This window comes from Streptomyces sp. NPDC044063 (genome assembly GCF_056434285.1).
The window spans coordinates 40,472-57,698 of record NZ_JBWKFM010000029.1 but is presented as its reverse complement, the minus strand read 5'-3'; the positions used below and the strand labels follow the sequence as shown (position 1 = coordinate 57,698).

The following is a 17,227-nucleotide window of genomic DNA, read 5'->3' as shown; positions in this document are numbered from 1 at the left end:
CTCCCCCGCACGCCGGGGCGTGGGTGCGCGGGCGGGGTTCACCCGAACGGTGCGCCGCCGTTCAGCGCGCGGCGCCCCGGCCCTGACCGCGCGGCAGCAGGGCGTTCTGGCAGTCGACGTACTTCAGCATGAGGCGGGCGAGCTCGAGGCGCTCGTGTTCGTCCCAGTCCGCGGTGATCTGCTCGTAGGCCGCGCGCTGGTGACGGCGGAAGCGGGTCATCAGCTCCCTGCCCTCGGGGCTGAGGTGGAGGACCGTGCGGCGGCCGTCCCGCTGCGAGGCGGCACGGATCAGATAGCCGGCCGCGATGCAGTCGGAGACCATACGGCTGGCCACCGAGGGGTCCGTGCCGAGGTGGGCGGCGACGGCGCCCACGGTCACCTCGGGGGTGTCGTCCCGGCCGGGCTCCCCTTCCGCCCGGGAGGCCTCGGTGTCCTGGTCGGTCTGTTCGGCCTGTTCGGCCTGTTCGGCCTGTTCGGCCTCCAGGAGGATGTTGAGCACCAGGGTGCGGCTGAGGTCCTTCTGGGAGATCGGGTTCTCGACCTCGAGGAGCGAGGACCGCCGCAGCTTCCCGAACGCCGGACCCACCGCGTTCAGCAGGTCGTCGGCCGACCTCGGTTCGTCGTGCTTCGCCATGTCCCCACCCTACCCATTCAGGTGCCCACCACAAGGCACATGCTTGTTGACACGCAAATACGTGCATGCAAACATCTAATTGCTCGACAGCACAGAACGGAGTTCACTCATGACCACACTCATCACCGGCGCCCGCGGCAAGGTCGGCCAGGCGGTCGTCGCCCGGCTGCGCTCCGCCGGCCTCCCCGTCCGCGCCGGCAGCGCCCGCCCCGCGGACCTGACCGTCCCCGCCGGCACCGAAACCGCCGAGCTGGCCCTCGACCGGCCCGAGACCTTCGCGGCCGCCCTCCACGGCGTCCGCGGCGTCTTCCTCTACCCCCAGCCGGGCGGCATCCACGCGTTCGCCGAGGCCGCCGAGGCCGCGGGCGTCGAGCACGTCGTCCTGCTCTCCTCGTCCGCGGTCCTCCACCCCGACGCGGACGCCGACCCCCTCGCGCACCACAACGTCCAGGTCGAGCGCGCCCTCGCCGGCTCCGGCCTCCCGCACACGTTCCTGCGCCCGGGCGCGTTCGCCAGCAACGCCCTCGGCTGGGTCCCCGCGATCACTCGCTCCGAGCCGGTGTCCCTCGCCTACCCGGACGCGCACAGCGCGGTCATCCACTCCGAGGACCTCGCCGACATCGCCGTCGAGGCCCTGACGGGCGACGCCCTCACCGGCCGCGCCATCACCCTGACCGGCCCCGAGTCGCTCACGTTCCGCGATCAGCTCGCCGTCGTCGCCGACGTCACCGGCCGTGAGATCACCGTCGAGCACATCACGCGGGCCCGGGCCGAGGAGCAGATGTCCGCGTTCATGCCCGAGCCGATGATCAGCTCCCTCCTGAACCTCTGGGAGGCGTCCACCAGCGGTCCCGAGCCCGTCGCCGACACCACCGAGACGCTTCTCGGCCGCCCCGCCCGCACCTTCCGGCAGTGGGTGCGCGAGAACGCGTCCGCCTTCACCGGCAGCTGAGCCGCCGACATGACACCACCACCGACACCCGCACGAAGGAGACCGGCATGACCGGCCCCGCACGACCCATCGGCTACTGGCTCAACCGCGCCGACCAGGCGCTGACCGCCTCCATGGACCGGGCGCTCGCCCCCCACGGCCTCACCCGCCTCGCCTGGCAGGTCCTCAACGTCGTCGGCGGGGCCCCGCGCGTCGCGGACGCCGAGGTCCTGACCGTCCTGGCCGCCAACGCCGAGGCCACCGCCCTGACGGCCACCGTGGAGCGGCTCCTCGCCGACGGCTGGATGATCCGCCCGGCCCCGGACCACCTCGCCCTGACCGACCCGGACCGTACTCGCCTGGCCGCCGTCGCCGGACACGTCGGCGCCTTCCGCGCCCGGGCCGCGGCCGGCATCACCGACGACGAGTACCGCGTCGCCGTCGGTGTCCTGGAGCGCCTGACGCGCAACGCGGAGGCCGCGTGACGCCCGGCGCGGGGACCGGACGTCAGATCCGGTCGGCGGCGATCAGGAGGTAGTGGAAGCTGCCCTCGCGGTACGCCGTCAGGAACGGGTCCTCCACCCCCGTGGCCAGCGACGACTTGGCCCGCAGCTCCCAGTAGGGGATCGCCGCGGGCGTGAGGTCGACGACGTGCATCGGCACGAGCCCGTTGGCCGCCATGGCCTTGAAGTACGCGCTGCGCGGGTGGATGTTGCACGTGTAGTGCTCGTCGATGGCGCTGACCGCCTTGGAACGGCCGCCGGTCACATCGTTGGAGCAGCCGGTGATGACGACGTAGCGGCCGCCGCGCGCGAGCTGCCGCGCGTGCTCGGCGAAGAGCTCGCCCAGGTCCACGTACATGGTGGACTCGTTGTTCCAGATGCCCTGGAAGGCGCCGGTCGGGAAGCCGGTGTCCAGCATGTTGCGGAAGTGGTAGCCGACCTTGTCGTCCACACCGCGCCTGCGGGCCTCCGCGTTGGCGAAGTCGACCTGCGTCCGCGAGATGGAGACGCCGTCGACCCGGCAGCCGAAGCGGGCGTTGGCCATGACGCTGGTGCCGCCGCGGCCGCAGCCCGCGTCGAGCAGCCGGTGACCGGGGGCGATGGGGCCGAGGTGGTCGAGGAGGACCTCGGCCTGGGCCGACTCCAGGCGGTGGAGCTCCTCGACGATGCGGGCCTCGCGGGTCTCCTCCGGGCCCTCCAGCACGGACGGGTCGTAGTCGCCGAGCCCGTAGTGGTGGTGGTAGAGGTCGTCGACCTCGCCCAGCCGCAGGTTGACCGGGTCCTTCTCGTTGTTCCAGTAGTCGGCGACCGCCTGCTGGTACGCGGTGCGCAGGACGACCTCGGGGGTGGTGGTCATCGGGGGTTTGCTCCTTACGGATGGTGCGAAAAAAGGGTGCCGGCCGTCCTACGCGGCGTAGCGGGCGCTGCCCGCGTGCCAGGCGCGGTTGCCGCCGAGCCAGGCCCAGACCCCGGCGAGGAAGCGGCCCAGGGCCGGGGAGCCGGTGAGGACGAGGGCGGCGGCCTCCCGTTCGAAGGCGCGGACGAGCTCGTCGTGGATACCGGCGCTGCGCTCGATCGCCTCCGGCGGGGAGCACCCCTCCTCGGCCGCGATGGCCGCGGGGAGGTTGAAGTGGAGGCCGGCGGAGCCGTCCTCCTTGGCCATGGAGTACAGGTCGTTGACGAGCGTGCTCGCGATACCGGCCATGGTGACGGCGCGGCGCACCCGGGGGTCGAAGTACTCGGCGGCGGACAGCGGGTGCCCGTCCACGACGTCGACGAGCGCGATGCACGGCAGGAAGCTGTTGAAGCGGCGGTGCGCCAGGTACTCGTGGACGGCGGGCATGGTGCCGGTGCTCCGCCAGGAGCCCTCCTGCTCGTAGCCGACGAACAGCCCGGCGATCTCCTGGCGCAGCCGGGCCATCTGGGTCGGGTCGGCGTACCGCTCCAGGTGCCCGAAGCCGGAGCGCAGCGCGTTGCGTACGGGGTCCGCGCGGACGGCGGCGTCGAGGGCGGCGGCGTAGGGGTGGGGCAGGTGTGCCGGGTCGACGGCGGCGAGGGCGTTACCGAGCTGGGCGCCGAGGCGTTCCGGCGAGGAGCCCATGGTCTCGTCGTCGCAGTAGTAGTCGTCCGTGGCCCATTCCGCGAGGGCGCAGCGGGCCGCGGCCAGCAGCCGTTCCGGGTCGTCGGTCTGCGGGTGGGCGAGCATCATCATGCGGCCGAGGTTCGTGGCGCGGATGCGGTCGGGCCGCTCCCGGTAGATGCCGGTCTCCTCGGCCCAGCTCATCAGCCGGTCGTTGACCTCGTCGCCGAGCGCCACGTCGTCACGGAGCGGTGGCGGGCAGTACAGCTCGGGCACGGGGTTCCGGGACGCGGCCGCGCCCGTGTCCGTACGCGTTCCCGCGCCCGGCCGTGGTGCGGGGACGCGCAGGCCCGCGGTGCCGAGGCCGGTCGGGCCGGTCGGCACGGTGCGGGCCGGCACCGTACGGGCGGCGGCCCGGGCGGGCCCCTCCCCCGCGGCGCGGGCGTCGAGGACGCGGGGGGCGGCGCCGCTCTGCCGGGTCAGCAGGGCGGCGACCAGCCGCGCGGCGGCGTGGGTGGCCGGCGGCGCGGTCATGCGGGACAGCAACGACACCGCTGTTTCTCCGTACTTCTCTCCGTGCGACGAGGACGGTCAGGAAAAGGCGCCGGAGACCTCGGCGTGCTCGAGCACACCGAGCGCGTCGGGCACCAGGACGGCGGCGGAGTAGTAGGTGCTGACCAGGTAGGAGATGACGGCCTGGTCGTTGATGCCCATGAACCGCACGTTGAGGCCCGGCTCGTACTCGTCGGGGATGCCGGTCTGGCGCAGGCCGACCACGCCCTCGTCGGACTCGCCGGTGCGCATCGCGAGGATGGAGGAGGTGCCCTCGTCCGAGACCGGGATCTTGCCGCAGGGCAGGATGGGCACGCCCCGCCAGGCCGGGATGCGGTGGCCGTTGACGTCGGCGGTGTCGAAGGCGAGGCCGCGCTTGTTGCACTCGCGGCCGAAGGCGGCGATGGCGCGCGGGTGGGCGAGGAAGTACTTCGTGCCGCGCCGCATGCTCAGCAGCTCGTCCATGTCGTCCGGGGTGGGCGGGCCGGAGTGGGTCTGGAGGCGCTGGCTGTAGTCGACGTTGTGGAGGAGGCCGAACTCGGGGTTGTTGACCATCTCGTGCTCCTGGCGCTCGCGCAGGGCCTCGACGGTCAGGCGGAGCTGCTGCTCGACCTGGTTCATCGGGTCGTTGTAGAGGTCGGCGACCCGGCTGTGGACGCGCAGGACGGTCTGGGCCACGCTCAGTTCGTACTCGCGCGGCTCGAGTTCGTAGTCGACGAAGGTGCCCGGGATGACCGGCTCGCCCATGTGTCCGGCGGTGAGGGCGATGTCGGCCTCGCCGCGCTTGTTGCGCGGGAGCCCGCCGTCGGCCTCGCGCCGCGCGACGTGGGCGCGGAGCCGCTCGCTGCGGGCGGCCACCTCCTCGTAGGCCCGGCGGGGCAGGGCGAGGACGGTGCAGGCGGTCGCCGCGCGGGCCGTGGACTCCCAGGTGCCGGGCTCCGCGCCCAGGACGCGGCCGCCGAAGAACCCGCCGTCGGCCAGCATGCCGCGCCGGGTCGGGCCACCGTACGGGCCGGTGCCGGTGCGCTCCACCTTGCCGTGGGCGATCAGGTAGACGTGGTCGGCTGGCCGACCGGCCTCGGCGATGACCTGGCCGGCCCCGAACTCGCGCTGCTCGAACCGGTCGGCCAGGGCGCGCAGCACGTCCGCGTCGGCGAAGCCGCGCAGCAGCGACAGTTCCCCCAGCTCGGCGGGGACGACCCGGACCCGGGCGCCCTCCTGCACGAAGGTCACGCGGCCGTCGCCGACCTCGTACACCAGGCGCCGGTTGACGCGGTACGTGCCGCCGCTGACCTGTACCCAGGGCAGGACGCGCAGCAGCCAGCGCGAGCTCTTGCCCTGCATCTGGGGGACGGTCTTGGTGGTGGTCGCCAGGTTCCGTGCCGCGGCGATGCCCAGGCTGAGCTGTGCGTGGGCTCCCGTGGCCCGCTGTTCCGGCTGCTCCGGCATCCCCGCGGTCGACATCCCAGGTCCTTTCCCCTCAGGCGCCGCCGAGGAGCCCGTAACGGTGTACGGAACGCTCGTGGCGGCCCTGATGACCTGCGGTGACGGCGCTCCGCCGGGAGTGAACCAGCCACCGGCGACAGCGGTCGACATGGGCCTGTCACACCGTATGCATTCACGCCACGCGCGTCACGGCGATCTCTTTTGCCTCTCAGGCAACATTTCTCGGGAGGAAGGGGCGCTGCAATCGGCCGGGTTGGGGGCGTCCGGCGTCGCGCGGCCTTTCTCGCGCGGGGGTCGCGGGGCCTGCTGGAGGGCGGCCGGGCGCCGCCCAAGATGACGAGAACTCTTCGCTCCGCGTCCGCTCGGCCGGGGGCGCCGGAAATCCGGTTGCCGGGCTTCGCGGCGCCGTCCAGCATGGGGAGGTCCCGTCGATCACCGAAGGAGCAACGCGATGCGCCGATTCCTCGAAACGCCCCAGCGCCCCGACCACACGGCGATCTTCGAGGACTTCAGCCATCATGCACTTCGAGCACATCGAGCACACCCGGAACATCGGCGTTCTCGCACACGTCGACGCCGGTAAGACCAGCCTGACCGAGCGTCTGCTCTTCGACTCCGGCGCGATCGACCGGCTCGGCAGCGTCGACGCCGGCAGCACCCGGACGGACAGCGGCGCCATCGAGCGGGAGCGGGGCATCACGATCCGCTCCGCCGTCGCGTCGTTCACCGTCGGCACCACGCAGATCAATCTCATCGACACCCCCGGACACACCGACTTCGTCGCCGAGGTCGAGCGTGCCCTCGGCGTGCTCGACGGCGCGGTGCTCGTGCTCTCCGCCGTCGAGGGCGTGCAGGCCCACACCCGGGTCCTGATGCGGACGCTGCGCGCCATGGGCCTGCCGGTCCTGCTCTTCGTCAACAAGATCGACCGGGCCGGCGCGCGCCGCACCGGCCTGCTCGACGACATCCGGCGGAAGCTGGCCCCGCACATCGTCCCCATGACGGCGGTGGAGGGGCTGGGCGGCCGGGCCGCCCGCGCGGTGCCGGAGTCGTTCGACGACCCGGGGTTCCGCGCGCGCGTCGGCGAGGCGCTGGCCGAGGTGGACGACGCGCTGCTCGCGCGCGTCGTCGACGGCCCCGCGCCCTCCGCCGGGGAGCTGCGGGACGCGCTCGCCCGGCACACCGCCGGCGGCCGGGCGCACCCCGTGTACTTCGGCTCGGCCCTGAGCGGGGAGGGCGTCGGCGCCCTCGTACGCGGCATGGCGGAGCTGCTCCCGCCCGCCCCCGGGCGCGGCGGCCCCGCCCCGCACGGCACGGTCTTCGCCGTCGAGCGGGGGCCGCTCCGGGAGAAGACGGCCTATGTGCGCCTGTTCTCCGGGGAGCTGACCGAGCGGCAGAGCGTGACCCTCCACCAGTACGGGCCGGACGGCGAGCACGACACGTACACCGCCCGCGTCACCTCGCTGGAGGTCGTCGGGCAGGCCGGCGGGGACGCCGGTCGCGTCCGGCTCACCGCGGGGAACATCGGCAGGATCCGGGGCCTGGCCCGGGTCCGGGTCGGGGACCGGCTCGGGGAGCACGACGGCCCGGACCGGGCCCGCTTCCCCTCCCCCACCGTGCGGACGGTCGTCCGCCCGGCGGACCCGGGTCCGGAGCCGGCCGCCCTGCTCCACACGGCGCTGCGGGAGCTGGCCGAGCAGGACCCCCTCATCCGCACGCGCGCCGAACCCGGCGGCGGCGTCTCGGTCCTGCTGTACGGCGAGGTCCAGCAGGAGGTCCTCGCGGCGACCCTGACGCGCGAGTACGGCGTCGCGGTGGTCTTCGAGGACACCCGGACCGTGTGCGTCGAGCGCGTCACCGGCGTCGGCGAGGCGTACGAGGAGATGGGGCACCGCGCGCCGAGCCCGAGCGGCTTCTGGGCCACCGTCGGGCTGCGGGTGGAGCCCGCGCCGTACGGCGGCGGGGTCTCCTTCCGGTACGAGACGGAGCTGGGCGCGCTCCCGCACGCCTTCCACACCGCCGTCGAGGAGGGCGTGCGTGCCGCGCTGCGCGACGGGCCGCACGGCTGGGCGGTGACGGACTGCGTCGTCACGCTGACCCGGTCGGGCTTCGCCGGCCCGGTCAGCACGGCCGGCGACTTCCGCGGGCTCACACCGGTGGTGCTGGCCCGGGCCCTGGAGCGGGCCGGCCTCCAGGCGTACGAGCCGTGCCACGCCTTCGAGGCGGACGTCCCCCTCGACGCGCTCGCCGCCGTCACCGGTTCGCTCGCCGCGCTGGAGGCGGACGTCCGGGAGACGGCGGGCGGCACGACGTCCTGGCTGCTGAAGGGCGTCGTGCCCGCCCGCCGGGTGCGCGCGATCGAACGGCGGCTGCCGGATCTCTCCCACGGCGAGGGGGTGTGGTGGTCCCGGCCCTCCGGCGACCGGCCGGTCCCCGGACCCGCCTGAGGGACAGAGCTCTCCGGGTGCGCGGCCGGCGGGCCCGGCCGAGGATGGAGAAGTGGGACGAGGACGGGCGGCGCACGCGGACGTCCGCGTGCGCCGGGTGTACGAGGAGCCCGGGGCGGCGGACGGCAGCCGGGTGCTGGTGGACCGCGTCTGGCCGCGCGGCCTGAGCAAGGAGGCCGCCGCGCTCGACGAGTGGTGCAAGGACGCCGCGCCCTCGACGGACCTGCGGAAGTGGTACGGCCACGATCCGGAGAGGTTCGGCGAGTTCGGCAGGCGCTACCGCGGCGAGCTCCACGGCGACCCGGAGCACGAGGAGGCCGTGCGCCACCTGCGCGACCTGGCCGCGCACGGCCCACTGACCCTGCTGACGGCCACCAAGGACCCGGACATCAGCGCCGCCGCCGTCCTGAAGGCGGAACTCGACCGGGACCGGCCCTAGCGCGCCGGGATCAGGCCGTCGGCGATCAGGCCCGCGTAGACGGCCTCGCCCATGGCCCGCACGGCGGACTGGGGCCGGACCATCACCGTGAACTCCTTGATCCGGCCGTCGTCGCCGACGTGCAGCATGTCGATGCCGTGGATCTCCCGGCCGTTCACGGTCGCCCGGAAGAGCAGGATCTCCGACGGTTCCTCGGTGCCGCCGGCGCTCGTCTCCGACGCGCCGTCGTAGCGGCCGATGTAGCGGAAGTCCTCGAAGGTGCGCAGCAGCACCCCGAACAGGCCCAGTACGAGCGGTCTGCCCTCGAAGGGCACGTACTTCACCGGGCTGTGGAAGCGGATGTCCTCGGCGAACAGCTCCTCCAGGGCCGCGTGGTCGCGGCTCTCCACGGCGGCCCGGAAGCGGTCGGTCACGGCTGTCACCGTCGCGGCCGTCACGGTCATGGCTCCTCCTCGCACTCGTCGTCATACTCATGAATCTGACTAGTCATTTTCTTGAGTATCATGCGGCACACGTTCGTGACCAGACACGGGAGGAGCACCGATGGCATTGCGCCACGCCGTCCTGGCGGCGCTGCTCGACGGGGAACTGAGCGGGTATCAGCTGGCCAAGGCCTTCGACCTCGGGGTCGCGAACTTCTGGCACGCCCGGCCGCAGCAGGTGTACGCCGAGCTGGCCGGGCTGGAGAAGGGCGGGCTGATCATCGGGCGGGAGGTGGCCCAGGACGCCCGGCCGAACAAGCGGCTGTTCACGGTCACCGCCGCCGGTCTCGCCGAGCTGGAGGACTTCACCGCCACCACCGCCAAGGCGTCCTTCGTCCGCGACGACCTGCTGGTCAAGGTCCAGGCGGCGGACCATGTGGACACCGCGCGCCTCGTGGAGCGGCTCACCGAGCGCGCCGCCATCGCCCGGAGCAAGGTGGCGCTGTTCGGCGGGCTGCTGGAGACGATGCGGGGCGACCGTACGGAGGAGGAGTTCCTGCGCCACGGCGAGCGCGTCGGCCCGTACCTGACGTGCCTGCGCGGCCTCGCCTTCGAGCGGGGCAACCTCGAGTGGTGCGAGCGGGCGGCGGCGGTCCTGCGCGAACGGCGGCGGGCTCAGAGCAGCACCGTGTCCGTGTAGACGACGCGTTCCACGGGCGGCGGGTCCGCGGCGGTGACCTCGTCGAACGGCATGCGCTCCCACTCCTCCACCACCACCCGCCAGTCCGAGGAGGCGTTGCCGCCCGGGCGGCCCAGGGGGACGGTGGACGGCAGCGGCAGCACGGCCGACCAGGTGACGACCGTGCCGGAGGTGGAGACGGCCGGCAGGTCGTGGATGTCGCCGGCGCGCTCCCAGGCCAGGTCGGCGTCCTCGTGGGCGAGCGGGGGCCGGTGTTCCACCCAGGCGCGCAGCCCGCGCGGCGCGCCCGGCATCGGGGCGGCCTCCGCGACACCGGCGACGGTGACGGCCAGGGTCTCGAAGCCGGTGCGGTCGTAGGTGGCCGTGCGGTCGGGGACGACCTGGACGGCGTCGAGGCGGGTGGCCGGGGAGAGTTCGAGGCCGGGGAGCGACTGGGGCTGGTAGCGGGCCAGGGACAGATGGAGGAAGGGGCCGTGGGCGCCGCCGGTGTCGGGTCGCAGGTCGGCGTACCACAGGCCGCGCCCCGCGTGGTAGCGGACGGGGTGCGCGGCGACGGCCAGCGGACCGGGGACGTCCGGTTCGGCCGCCCGCAGGCCGGCGGCGCGTACCACCTCGTCGCCGAGGAAGTGGACCGGCTGGGGCGAGGCCTTGGGCAGGTCGGTGGCGGGCCGCACGGGGTCGAGGCCCCACAGGGTGATGTGGTCGCGGCGGGGGTCGCCCACCGGGACGGCGCCGCCGGGCTCGGCGGTGACGACGGCGAGCAGTTCACCGTCCCCGGAGGCGTACCAGGGCCGTTCGAGGTAGACGCGCAGGGCTCCCGAGCGGCGGCGGACGAGGCTGCGCGCGGCCTGCGGGGGCACCGTCTCCTCCCAGCGGAAGGCCGGGACGGCGTAGCGGACCCGGACGGCGGGGGGACGGGCCGAGGAGGGCACGTCCACGGTGGCCGGGGGGCCGTCGACGGGTGAGGTGTCGATGTCGGAGGGGTCGGGCGGGAAGTACTCGCGGTAGCGCGTGACGGCGGAGGGCCGGTAGGTGATCCGCCGGTGGCGGGTGTCGTCGAGCCGCTGGGCGGCGTACGTCTCGGGGATCCGGCGCGGCGGGGAGCCGTCCGAGGGGTCGGGCAGGTCACCGGGGTGCGTGCCCTCCACGGGGCTGAGGAGGCGTACGTCGCTCCAGCCGGTGACGGGCAGGACGTACGCCTGGGCCTCGTGGGTGGCGCGGCGCGGGCCCGCGGGGTCGGCGGGGTCGTCGACGGGCTCGGTCCAGGAGGCGTGGACGGCGACGGTGCCGGTGCTGCGGGCGTGGCAGCGCAGGCTGCCCCGGAAGCGGACGCGGGTCTCGCCCTCCGTACGGACGGGGCGGGGCGGTTCGGTGAAGGCGGGGGCGGCCAGGGGGCGGGGCACGGCGTGCACGGCGACGAGCTCGCGGGCCGGTGTGATCATGGGATGGCGGCCGGCGAGGGCGTCGGCGGTGGCCTCGGCGCGCAGCCCGGGCACGTCGTCGCACCAGTCGAGCAGGCCGAGCACGGAGGGGCCGGAGGGGGCGATTCCGCTGCTGAGGGTGAGCTGTGCCATGGCCGCCGGGGGCAGGGTGAGTTCGACGAGCCGGTCGTCGGTGGCGGAGACGCGTACGTCCGGGTCGCCGTCGGCGAGCTGGAGGCGGTAGGTGCCGAGTTCGGGCCAGGTGCCGGTCAGCGGCAGGCGCAGGGTGTGGTCGAGGCCGGGGCCGCGGACGCGCAGCCAGAGGGCGTCGGCGAGCGGGTCGGGCAGGTACGGGAGGACGGCGCGGCGGGTGTCGACGAGGGCGGTCCAGCCGGGGGGCAGCGGGAAGCCGTCGTCGAGCAGGCGCCGGACCTCGTCCTCGGTCCGTCCCGGGTCGGGCGGGGCGACGAGCCGGAAGCCGGGCAGGGAGCGGCTGATCGGCAGGTCGGGGTCGGTGACGTCCCAGTAGTGGGGGCGGGCGAAGGAACCCTCCTCCTTGCGGGCGACGTTGAAGGCGCGCTCGATCGCGGGGAGTCCGGCTCCGTCGCCGATGCCCTCGTCGAACGCCCCCAGGAGCTCGGCGTCGTGCTGGCTGGTGCGGGGCGGCGCGAGGTGGCGTTCGCTGGTGTCGAGGAGCGTGGTGCCGCGGATGACGAGGTGGTCGAGCGATTCGCCCTCGGTGAAGACCCGGCGCTGGACCACGGTGGGAGCGAGCACGGGCTCGTGGCGCAGGTGGGGGACGAGGGGGCTGCTGTAGAGGTCGTCGCCGTCGGGCACGGACCAGCCGGAGAGGTCGACGGTGCGGGCGCGGAAGCGGTAGCGGCGGCCGTAGCGCAGCCGGGGCAGGGAGCCGCCGGCGATCTCCGTGGTGATCTCCAGGGGGAGGCTGGTGGGGGCGCGGTCGCCGGCGGCGATGACGTGTCCCGGCTCGCCGCGGCCCTTGGTGGGGTCGGGGCCGAGGAAGAGGCCGGGCCGGGGCACCACCAGGCTCCAGTTGTCCCACCCGAAGAGGGCCTCCTGGACGTGGAGGCGGGTGGGCGCGCCGGGTCCGTCGTCGCGGCGCACGGCGGAGGCGGCGACGTGGCCCTCGTCCTCCGTGCGGTGGAAGGGTTCGGCGACGCCCCTGATCCGGTAGGTGACCTTGCGGCGGACCAGGGAGTACCAGCGGTCGGTGGTCGCGTCGAAGACCTCGACCCGGAAGCCGCGGGTGAGGTCCTCGGCCAGCAGCCGGGGCGGGTCGGCGGCCGCGTCGGCGAGGGCGGCGCGTACGGTGCCGGCGCGCTGGAGGGAGTCGCCCACGGCGCGGGCCTGGAGCCGGCGGGAGACGGTCAGCCCGCTGGAGCGCAGGACGGGCAGCTCGCCGCGGTCGTCGCCCTCCTCGACCTGCCGCGTGAGCTCCCGGTGGTTGAACACCAGCTGGGCCAGGCGCAGTCCGGTGGCGTCGGTGTCCAGGGCGCTGGTCTCGAACCGCGTGGTGTCCGACAGGGTCAGGTGGCCCTGGGCGCGGTCGCCGCGGGCCGACCTGGCGGTGAGGGTGCCCGTGGCCAGGACGCAGGTGGTCCAGGGCTGGTCGGCGGGGTCGGCGGTCAGGCCGGGCACGGCGAGGTGCACCCGCAGGTCGAGTTCGCCGTCGCCGCCGGGGAGTCCGGTGACGGTGAGGGGGATGGCGAGGCCCAGCGCCGCGAGCAGGGCGGGCTGGTCGCCGAGCGAGCCGAGGACCTCGTGGAAGCCCGGGTCGGGGACGGTGGGCGGGGCCGCCGCCTCCGCCTCCCCCGCGCGGGCCGCCGGGGGCGGGCGGAAGAAGCGGAGCGCCTGGTAGAGGTCGAGGAACTGCTGGAGGTCGGGGTCGGGGTCCGCCGCCGGGCCGGTGGCGTGCACGGGGCCGCCGGCGGGCGGGACGTAGCCGGTGTTGCCCTCGTAGGCGGTGGCGGCCAGCCGCTGGTCGAGGGCGGCGTCCCGCCGGTCGGCGGGGGCCGCCAGCTCCTCGGCCACCACGTCGTGGAGACGCCGGAGGACGGACAGCGGGGACCAGCCGCCGTCACCGTTCGCCCGGGCGCGGGAGCGGCCGGCGGACAGCTGCGGGCCGGGCGGGCCGGCGGCCGCGGCGACGTAGCTCTGCCGGGCGAGGGCGTTGACGCGCCAGGCGGGGTAGGAGTCGATGGGGGTGCCGGACAGGTCCCGGTCGGCGTGGGCGTCGACGCGGACGGGACGCAGGATCATGTCCCACCACTCGGGGCGCAGCGCGGACAGGTCGGGCGTGGCGTCGGCGCGGACCGGGGGCGCGCCCCGGCGGACGGCCTCGACGGTGACGCGGAGCGTGCCGGCCGCGTGGGCGGCGACGAGGGCGGCCGGCCAGTGGGTGAAGACGCCGAGGCCCGCTTCCGGGCGCAGGACGCGCGGCGACACGTACGCGGCCAGGACGAGGCCGCCGTCGGGCAGGACCGTGCGGGGCAGGGCCGTGAAGACGGCGGTCTGGTCGGCCATGTGTCGTCACTCCTCGGCGAAGGCCAGGCAGTACCGGGCCCAGGGGCAGTCGGCGTCGAAGCCGCCGGGGGCCATCAGTTCGGCGAAGGTGGGGTCGCCGTTCGAGCCGGCGAACTTCCGTTCGTAGCTGATCTCGACGCTCTTGGAGAACAGACCGATCTCGACCTCGATGACGAGGCGGGCGCGTCCCGCGAGCTTCTTGGCGGCGAAGTCGTAGGTGAGCTGGAGGGAGAGTTCGATGGAGGCGCTGATGAGTCCGAGGACCTCGACGCGGCCGCGGACGCGCAGGAACCCCTCCAGCCGTCCGCCGAGGACGTCGTCGGTGACGCGTTCCAGCCGGAAGCCGACACCGCCCATGACGGCGACCGATCCGGAGGCGACGCCGAAGTCCAGGGCCAGGACGGCGCCGAACCACAGTTCCGCCTCCAGCCGGCGCAGGCCCTTCAGGTCGACGCGGACGGCGAAGAACCCGCCGCCGCCCAGCATGGAGACGGCGAGGGTGAAGGGGCGTTCGCGGGTGCAGAAGGAGAAGCCCACGGACGGCGGCCGGGGGCCGAGGAAGGGCAGGTCGACGTCGGCGGCGAGGGAGAGGTTGGCGAGGCTGAAGACACCGACGGCGACATTCGGCACGGGCAGGCCGTAGCGGGCGCTGATGCCGTCGGGGCGGACCTCCAGGTTCGGCGGGTCGCTGAAGCCGTCGAGGGGGATGAGCTCGCGCAGGGTGTTGACGAAGGCGAGGATGCCCTGGAACTCGATGCCGGCGAAGGCGATGTCGACCTCGGGCGGGCGCGAGGTGCCCGCGCGGAACATCATGTGCCGGAACCTCAGGTCCATCACATGGGTGACGGGCGAGCCGCCGTGCGGCACGAACCGGAGGACGAAGTCCTCCAGGAACGCCATCACCTCGACGTCCGGCTTCCCGGTCTCGCCGGCGCGCACGTCGAGGGAGAGCAGCAGCCGGCCCGGTACGAAGATCGCGTCGGCGCCCTCGGGGAAGGGCTTGAGCCTGGGCTCCCACTCCAGATGGAGGTGGTTCCACAGGCGGGTCGGCGGGCGGCCAGCGGCGACCTCGCGCAGCAGCCGGGTGAAGTCGGAGGAGCCCAGCGCGCGGAGCTCCTCGACGCCCTGGAGCAGCCGCTCGGCGAGCCGGCGCCGGCCTGTGGTCAGGTCGGCCAGATGGGCCCGTACCTCGTCCTCGGCCTCCGTCAGCCGGGCGAAGGCCGCCTCGAACGGGTCCTCCCCCACGGGTGGGACGGGCGTGGCCAGCGCCGTCTGCAGGGCCCGGACCGCGTCGTCGATCTTCTGGCGCGCCGCCGGGACCTGTGCGCGCAGCCGCTGGAGGTTCTCGAGGGCGGCGGCGCCCGCGTGGAGCAGCCGGGAGACCATGGCGGGGATCTCGCCGGGGAGCAGATCGGTGACGTCGACGAGGTCGCCGAGCGCGAACAGGCCGAAGAGCTTGCCGAAGGCCTCCTGGGCGCTGCCGAACAGCGCCGCGGGGTCGAACTTCTCGGCGGCGGTCTTCTCCAGGTCGGCCACCGGGCCGAAGCGGCGGGAGAGGCCGTCGAAGGCCATGCCGGGGTCGACGACGGCGCCGGAGAGCTGCCGGTCGTCGAACCGGACGCGGCCCTGCTTGATCAGGCTCAGCGGGTCGGGGTCGGGGTCGTCCTCGCGGAAGGCCATCCCGAGCACGACCTCGCCCGCGTTGGGGTGCGCCTCGCGCGACCCGCGTGCCTCGGGGACGCCGTGGGCGCGGTAGGCGGGGGCGTAGCCCATCTTGAACGGATCGCGCCGGCCGGTGAGCCCGGCCACCGCCGGGACGACGAGCTTGGACCACAGCAGCCAGGGTTCGGCCGCCTCGTCCGACGCCTCGAAGGCGAACCGCAGCGACGCGGTCTCGTACGCGGCGCCGTCGCCCGACCCGGCCGCCGGCGCGTAGGCGATGCGCCGCCCGGCGGCCTCGCGGAACACCCGGCCCCGCAGCTGTCCGTCGGTGCCCACGTCGGCGGTGTCGAGGCGTTCGCCGGGGGGCGCGACGGTCAGCCCGTACATGCCGTAGACCCGCTCGGGGCCGCCGGGGCGGGAGACCAGCCCGGCGGGGACGAACAGCAGGGGCATGTCGAAGCCGTGCTCCGTGCCGTCCTGGTCGGTGGCGGTGACGCGGAAGACGACGTCCTGGTCCGGGGAGCCGTTCTCCGGCTGCGGCCAGAAGGGGCCGTCCTCGGGGGGCTTCCTGAGGTCGGGGGTCACGGCCGGTGCCAGCGTGACGCGGGTGAACGGGAAGCGGCGCAGGGTGCCGGGCGCGTAGTCGCGGGTGGGCTTCAGGACCGTCAGGAACCAGCGGGTGCGCAGCAGGGAGACCGGCTGCCGCGGCCGCAGGGGGGCGGGCAGCCGCTCGGTCTCCTCGACGACGACCGCCGGGTGCCCGAAGGGGCACAGGTAGCCGAGGCGGACGACCTGGACGAACTGGTCGCGGCCGGTGGTGGCGCGGTGCCGCCAGCCCACCAGGTTGTTGCTCCCCACCCGGGCCCAGTCCTGGCCCGCCACGTCGAGGTGCGCGCCGAGCGAACTGAGTGCCAGCAGGCGTACGTCGACGACCTCCGGTGCGCGGACCGGGGGCCCGGACCGGGGCCGCACGGCGGCCGTCTGCTCGACGAGGTCGACGCGGTCGCGGACGGTCAGGGAGGAGGGGAACGGGTCGGTGGCCGTGGGCGGGTCGGCGGGCGGCCAGGGCCGTTCGCCGAGGTCGCGGGTCCAGACCGCTCGGACGATGCGCTCGGGGTGGTCGCGTTCGTCGACGGGCGGCCCGGACGGGGAGACGCCGGCCACCCCGAGGCGGGTGTGCCACAGCTCGACCGTGGTGCCGTCGGCCGACGTCTCGGGGGCGACGGCGTGGGCGAAGCGGCCGAGCGGGCTCGGGGCCAGCTGGAGGCGGCTCGGGGCCTCGATCACCGTCTCCTCGGCGGCCGGCGGGTAGGGGTCGGGTACGTCGGCGAGGTCGACGGCGCCGGCGCTGTGGGCGCTGCGGGCCACGGGTGGCCGGGAGGTGTGGAGGCCGGCGGCCCGGGCCCGGAGCAGCCGTGCCCGCAGCACCGCCAGGTCCAGGCCCTGCGCGCCGGCCGCGGCGGCGCGCCGGTAGGCGGCGCGGGCGACGGACTCCGGGTCGGCGGCGGCCCGTTCGGGCAGCGGCCCGCGCGGCAGGGCGGTGCGCGGCACGACGGGGCGCAGCCGGCTCATGGCGGTGAGGAGGCCGGAGACGGTGAACGGGATGCCGGGGTCGCCGGCGGGCACGGCCAGGACCAGCCGGCTCGCCGCGGAGAGCCGGCCGCCGACCGGCAGCGCGATGCCGGCCGCGACCTCGGTGGCGGTGAAGGCCCGCTCGTAGAGGTGCTGCGGCGGGAACTCGAAGACGAGCAGACCGTCCTCGCCCGGCACCGGCACGAGCCGGGGCACCTCCAGCAGCGGCTCCCGCAGGGCCAGTCCACGCCAGCGCACGGTGACGTCCAGCAGGTCCGGCGAACGGAGCAGTCGACGGGCCATGCGACCTCCCCCACCCGTGGGGTGCCGGCCGAGCCCCTGCGCCACCGGGCCCCCACGCCACTGTAGATGGTG

At 74.7% G+C, this 17,227-nt stretch carries 12 protein-coding genes; 5 read left to right on the top strand and 7 right to left on the bottom strand.

Annotated features, from left to right (window positions below; genetic code table 11):
• Nucleotides 1-61 precede the first annotated feature (61 nt).
• On the bottom strand, nucleotides 62-634 hold the full coding sequence (locus tag AC07BS_RS28420; RefSeq protein ID WP_478934909.1) for a MarR family winged helix-turn-helix transcriptional regulator: 573 nt from the start codon (nucleotides 632-634) through the stop codon (nucleotides 62-64).
• A gap of 109 nt (nucleotides 635-743) precedes the next feature.
• Between AC07BS_RS28420 and AC07BS_RS28415 the strand changes: the two genes are divergently transcribed.
• Nucleotides 744-1,586, top strand: coding sequence for an SDR family oxidoreductase (locus AC07BS_RS28415; protein ID WP_478934908.1), 843 nt, complete (start codon nucleotides 744-746; stop codon nucleotides 1,584-1,586).
• 47 nt (nucleotides 1,587-1,633) lie between these two features.
• Nucleotides 1,634-2,050 (top strand): MarR family winged helix-turn-helix transcriptional regulator, encoded by a 417-nt coding sequence (locus AC07BS_RS28410; protein WP_478650454.1) that lies wholly within the window; start codon nucleotides 1,634-1,636, stop codon nucleotides 2,048-2,050.
• Nucleotides 2,051-2,072: 22 nt separating this feature from the next.
• On the opposite strand, the gene AC07BS_RS28405 is transcribed toward AC07BS_RS28410, so the two are convergent.
• Genes AC07BS_RS28405 through AC07BS_RS28395 form a run of 3 tightly spaced genes read right to left on the bottom strand, consistent with a single transcriptional unit; the run spans nucleotide 2,073 to nucleotide 5,663 of the window.
• Nucleotides 2,073-2,924, bottom strand: coding sequence for a geranyl diphosphate 2-C-methyltransferase (locus AC07BS_RS28405; protein ID WP_478934907.1), 852 nt, complete (start codon nucleotides 2,922-2,924; stop codon nucleotides 2,073-2,075).
• A gap of 48 nt (nucleotides 2,925-2,972) precedes the next feature.
• Nucleotides 2,973-4,199, bottom strand: a complete 1,227-nt coding sequence (locus tag AC07BS_RS28400; protein ID WP_478934906.1) for a family 2 encapsulin nanocompartment cargo protein terpene cyclase — start codon at nucleotides 4,197-4,199, stop codon at nucleotides 2,973-2,975.
• 39 nt (nucleotides 4,200-4,238) lie between these two features.
• The gene (locus tag AC07BS_RS28395; protein ID WP_478650460.1) at nucleotides 4,239-5,663 is read right to left on the bottom strand and encodes a family 2B encapsulin nanocompartment shell protein; all 1,425 of its coding nucleotides are present in this window, start codon (nucleotides 5,661-5,663) and stop codon (nucleotides 4,239-4,241) included.
• A 500-nt stretch (nucleotides 5,664-6,163) separates the two neighbouring features.
• On the opposite strand from AC07BS_RS28395, the gene AC07BS_RS28390 reads away from it, so the two are divergent.
• Nucleotides 6,164-8,092 carry a GTP-binding protein gene (locus tag AC07BS_RS28390; RefSeq protein WP_478934905.1) on the top strand — a complete coding sequence of 643 codons (1,929 nt, stop codon included), beginning with the start codon at nucleotides 6,164-6,166 and terminating at the stop codon, nucleotides 8,090-8,092.
• Nucleotides 8,093-8,144: 52 nt separating this feature from the next.
• Entirely contained in the window at nucleotides 8,145-8,531 is a 387-nt protein-coding gene (locus AC07BS_RS28385) for a DUF488 domain-containing protein (protein WP_478934904.1), read from the top strand.
• Here the strand turns inward: AC07BS_RS28385 and AC07BS_RS28380 are convergent.
• On the bottom strand, nucleotides 8,528-8,974 hold the full coding sequence (locus AC07BS_RS28380; RefSeq protein WP_478934903.1) for a nuclear transport factor 2 family protein: 447 nt from the start codon (nucleotides 8,972-8,974) through the stop codon (nucleotides 8,528-8,530). The two genes, AC07BS_RS28385 and AC07BS_RS28380, sit on opposite strands and share 4 nt — an antisense overlap.
• A gap of 100 nt (nucleotides 8,975-9,074) precedes the next feature.
• On the opposite strand from AC07BS_RS28380, the gene AC07BS_RS28375 reads away from it, so the two are divergent.
• A complete protein-coding gene (locus AC07BS_RS28375) occupies nucleotides 9,075-9,653 on the top strand; it encodes a PadR family transcriptional regulator (protein WP_478934902.1) in 579 nt (192 codons plus the stop codon).
• Here AC07BS_RS28375 and AC07BS_RS28370 read toward each other — a convergent pair.
• Both AC07BS_RS28370 and AC07BS_RS28365 read right to left on the bottom strand, forming a co-directional pair.
• A complete protein-coding gene (locus AC07BS_RS28370; RefSeq protein ID WP_478934901.1) occupies nucleotides 9,629-13,618 on the bottom strand; it encodes a hypothetical protein in 3,990 nt (1,329 codons plus the stop codon). The genes AC07BS_RS28375 and AC07BS_RS28370 overlap by 25 nt on opposite strands.
• 6 nt (nucleotides 13,619-13,624) lie before the next feature.
• Entirely contained in the window at nucleotides 13,625-17,155 is a 3,531-nt protein-coding gene (locus AC07BS_RS28365; RefSeq protein WP_478934900.1) for a hypothetical protein, read from the bottom strand.
• Nucleotides 17,156-17,227 lie beyond the last annotated feature (72 nt).

Excerpts from the sequence above, each read along its gene's own strand:
- AC07BS_RS28420 (WP_478934909.1), bottom strand. The coding sequence starts at position 634 with ATGGCGAAGCACGACGAACCGAGGTCGGCCGACGACCTGCTGAACGCG.
- AC07BS_RS28415 (WP_478934908.1), top strand. The coding sequence starts at position 744 with ATGACCACACTCATCACCGGCGCCCGCGGCAAGGTCGGCCAGGCGGTC.
- AC07BS_RS28410 (WP_478650454.1), top strand. The coding sequence starts at position 1,634 with ATGACCGGCCCCGCACGACCCATCGGCTACTGGCTCAACCGCGCCGAC.
- AC07BS_RS28405 (WP_478934907.1), bottom strand. The coding sequence starts at position 2,924 with ATGACCACCACCCCCGAGGTCGTCCTGCGCACCGCGTACCAGCAGGCG.
- AC07BS_RS28395 (WP_478650460.1), bottom strand. The coding sequence starts at position 5,663 with ATGTCGACCGCGGGGATGCCGGAGCAGCCGGAACAGCGGGCCACGGGA.
- AC07BS_RS28390 (WP_478934905.1), top strand. The coding sequence starts at position 6,164 with ATGCACTTCGAGCACATCGAGCACACCCGGAACATCGGCGTTCTCGCA.
- AC07BS_RS28380 (WP_478934903.1), bottom strand. The coding sequence starts at position 8,974 with ATGACCGTGACGGCCGCGACGGTGACAGCCGTGACCGACCGCTTCCGG.
- AC07BS_RS28375 (WP_478934902.1), top strand. The coding sequence starts at position 9,075 with ATGGCATTGCGCCACGCCGTCCTGGCGGCGCTGCTCGACGGGGAACTG.
- AC07BS_RS28370 (WP_478934901.1), bottom strand. The coding sequence starts at position 13,618 with ATGGCCGACCAGACCGCCGTCTTCACGGCCCTGCCCCGCACGGTCCTG.
- AC07BS_RS28365 (WP_478934900.1), bottom strand. The coding sequence starts at position 17,155 with ATGGCCCGTCGACTGCTCCGTTCGCCGGACCTGCTGGACGTCACCGTG.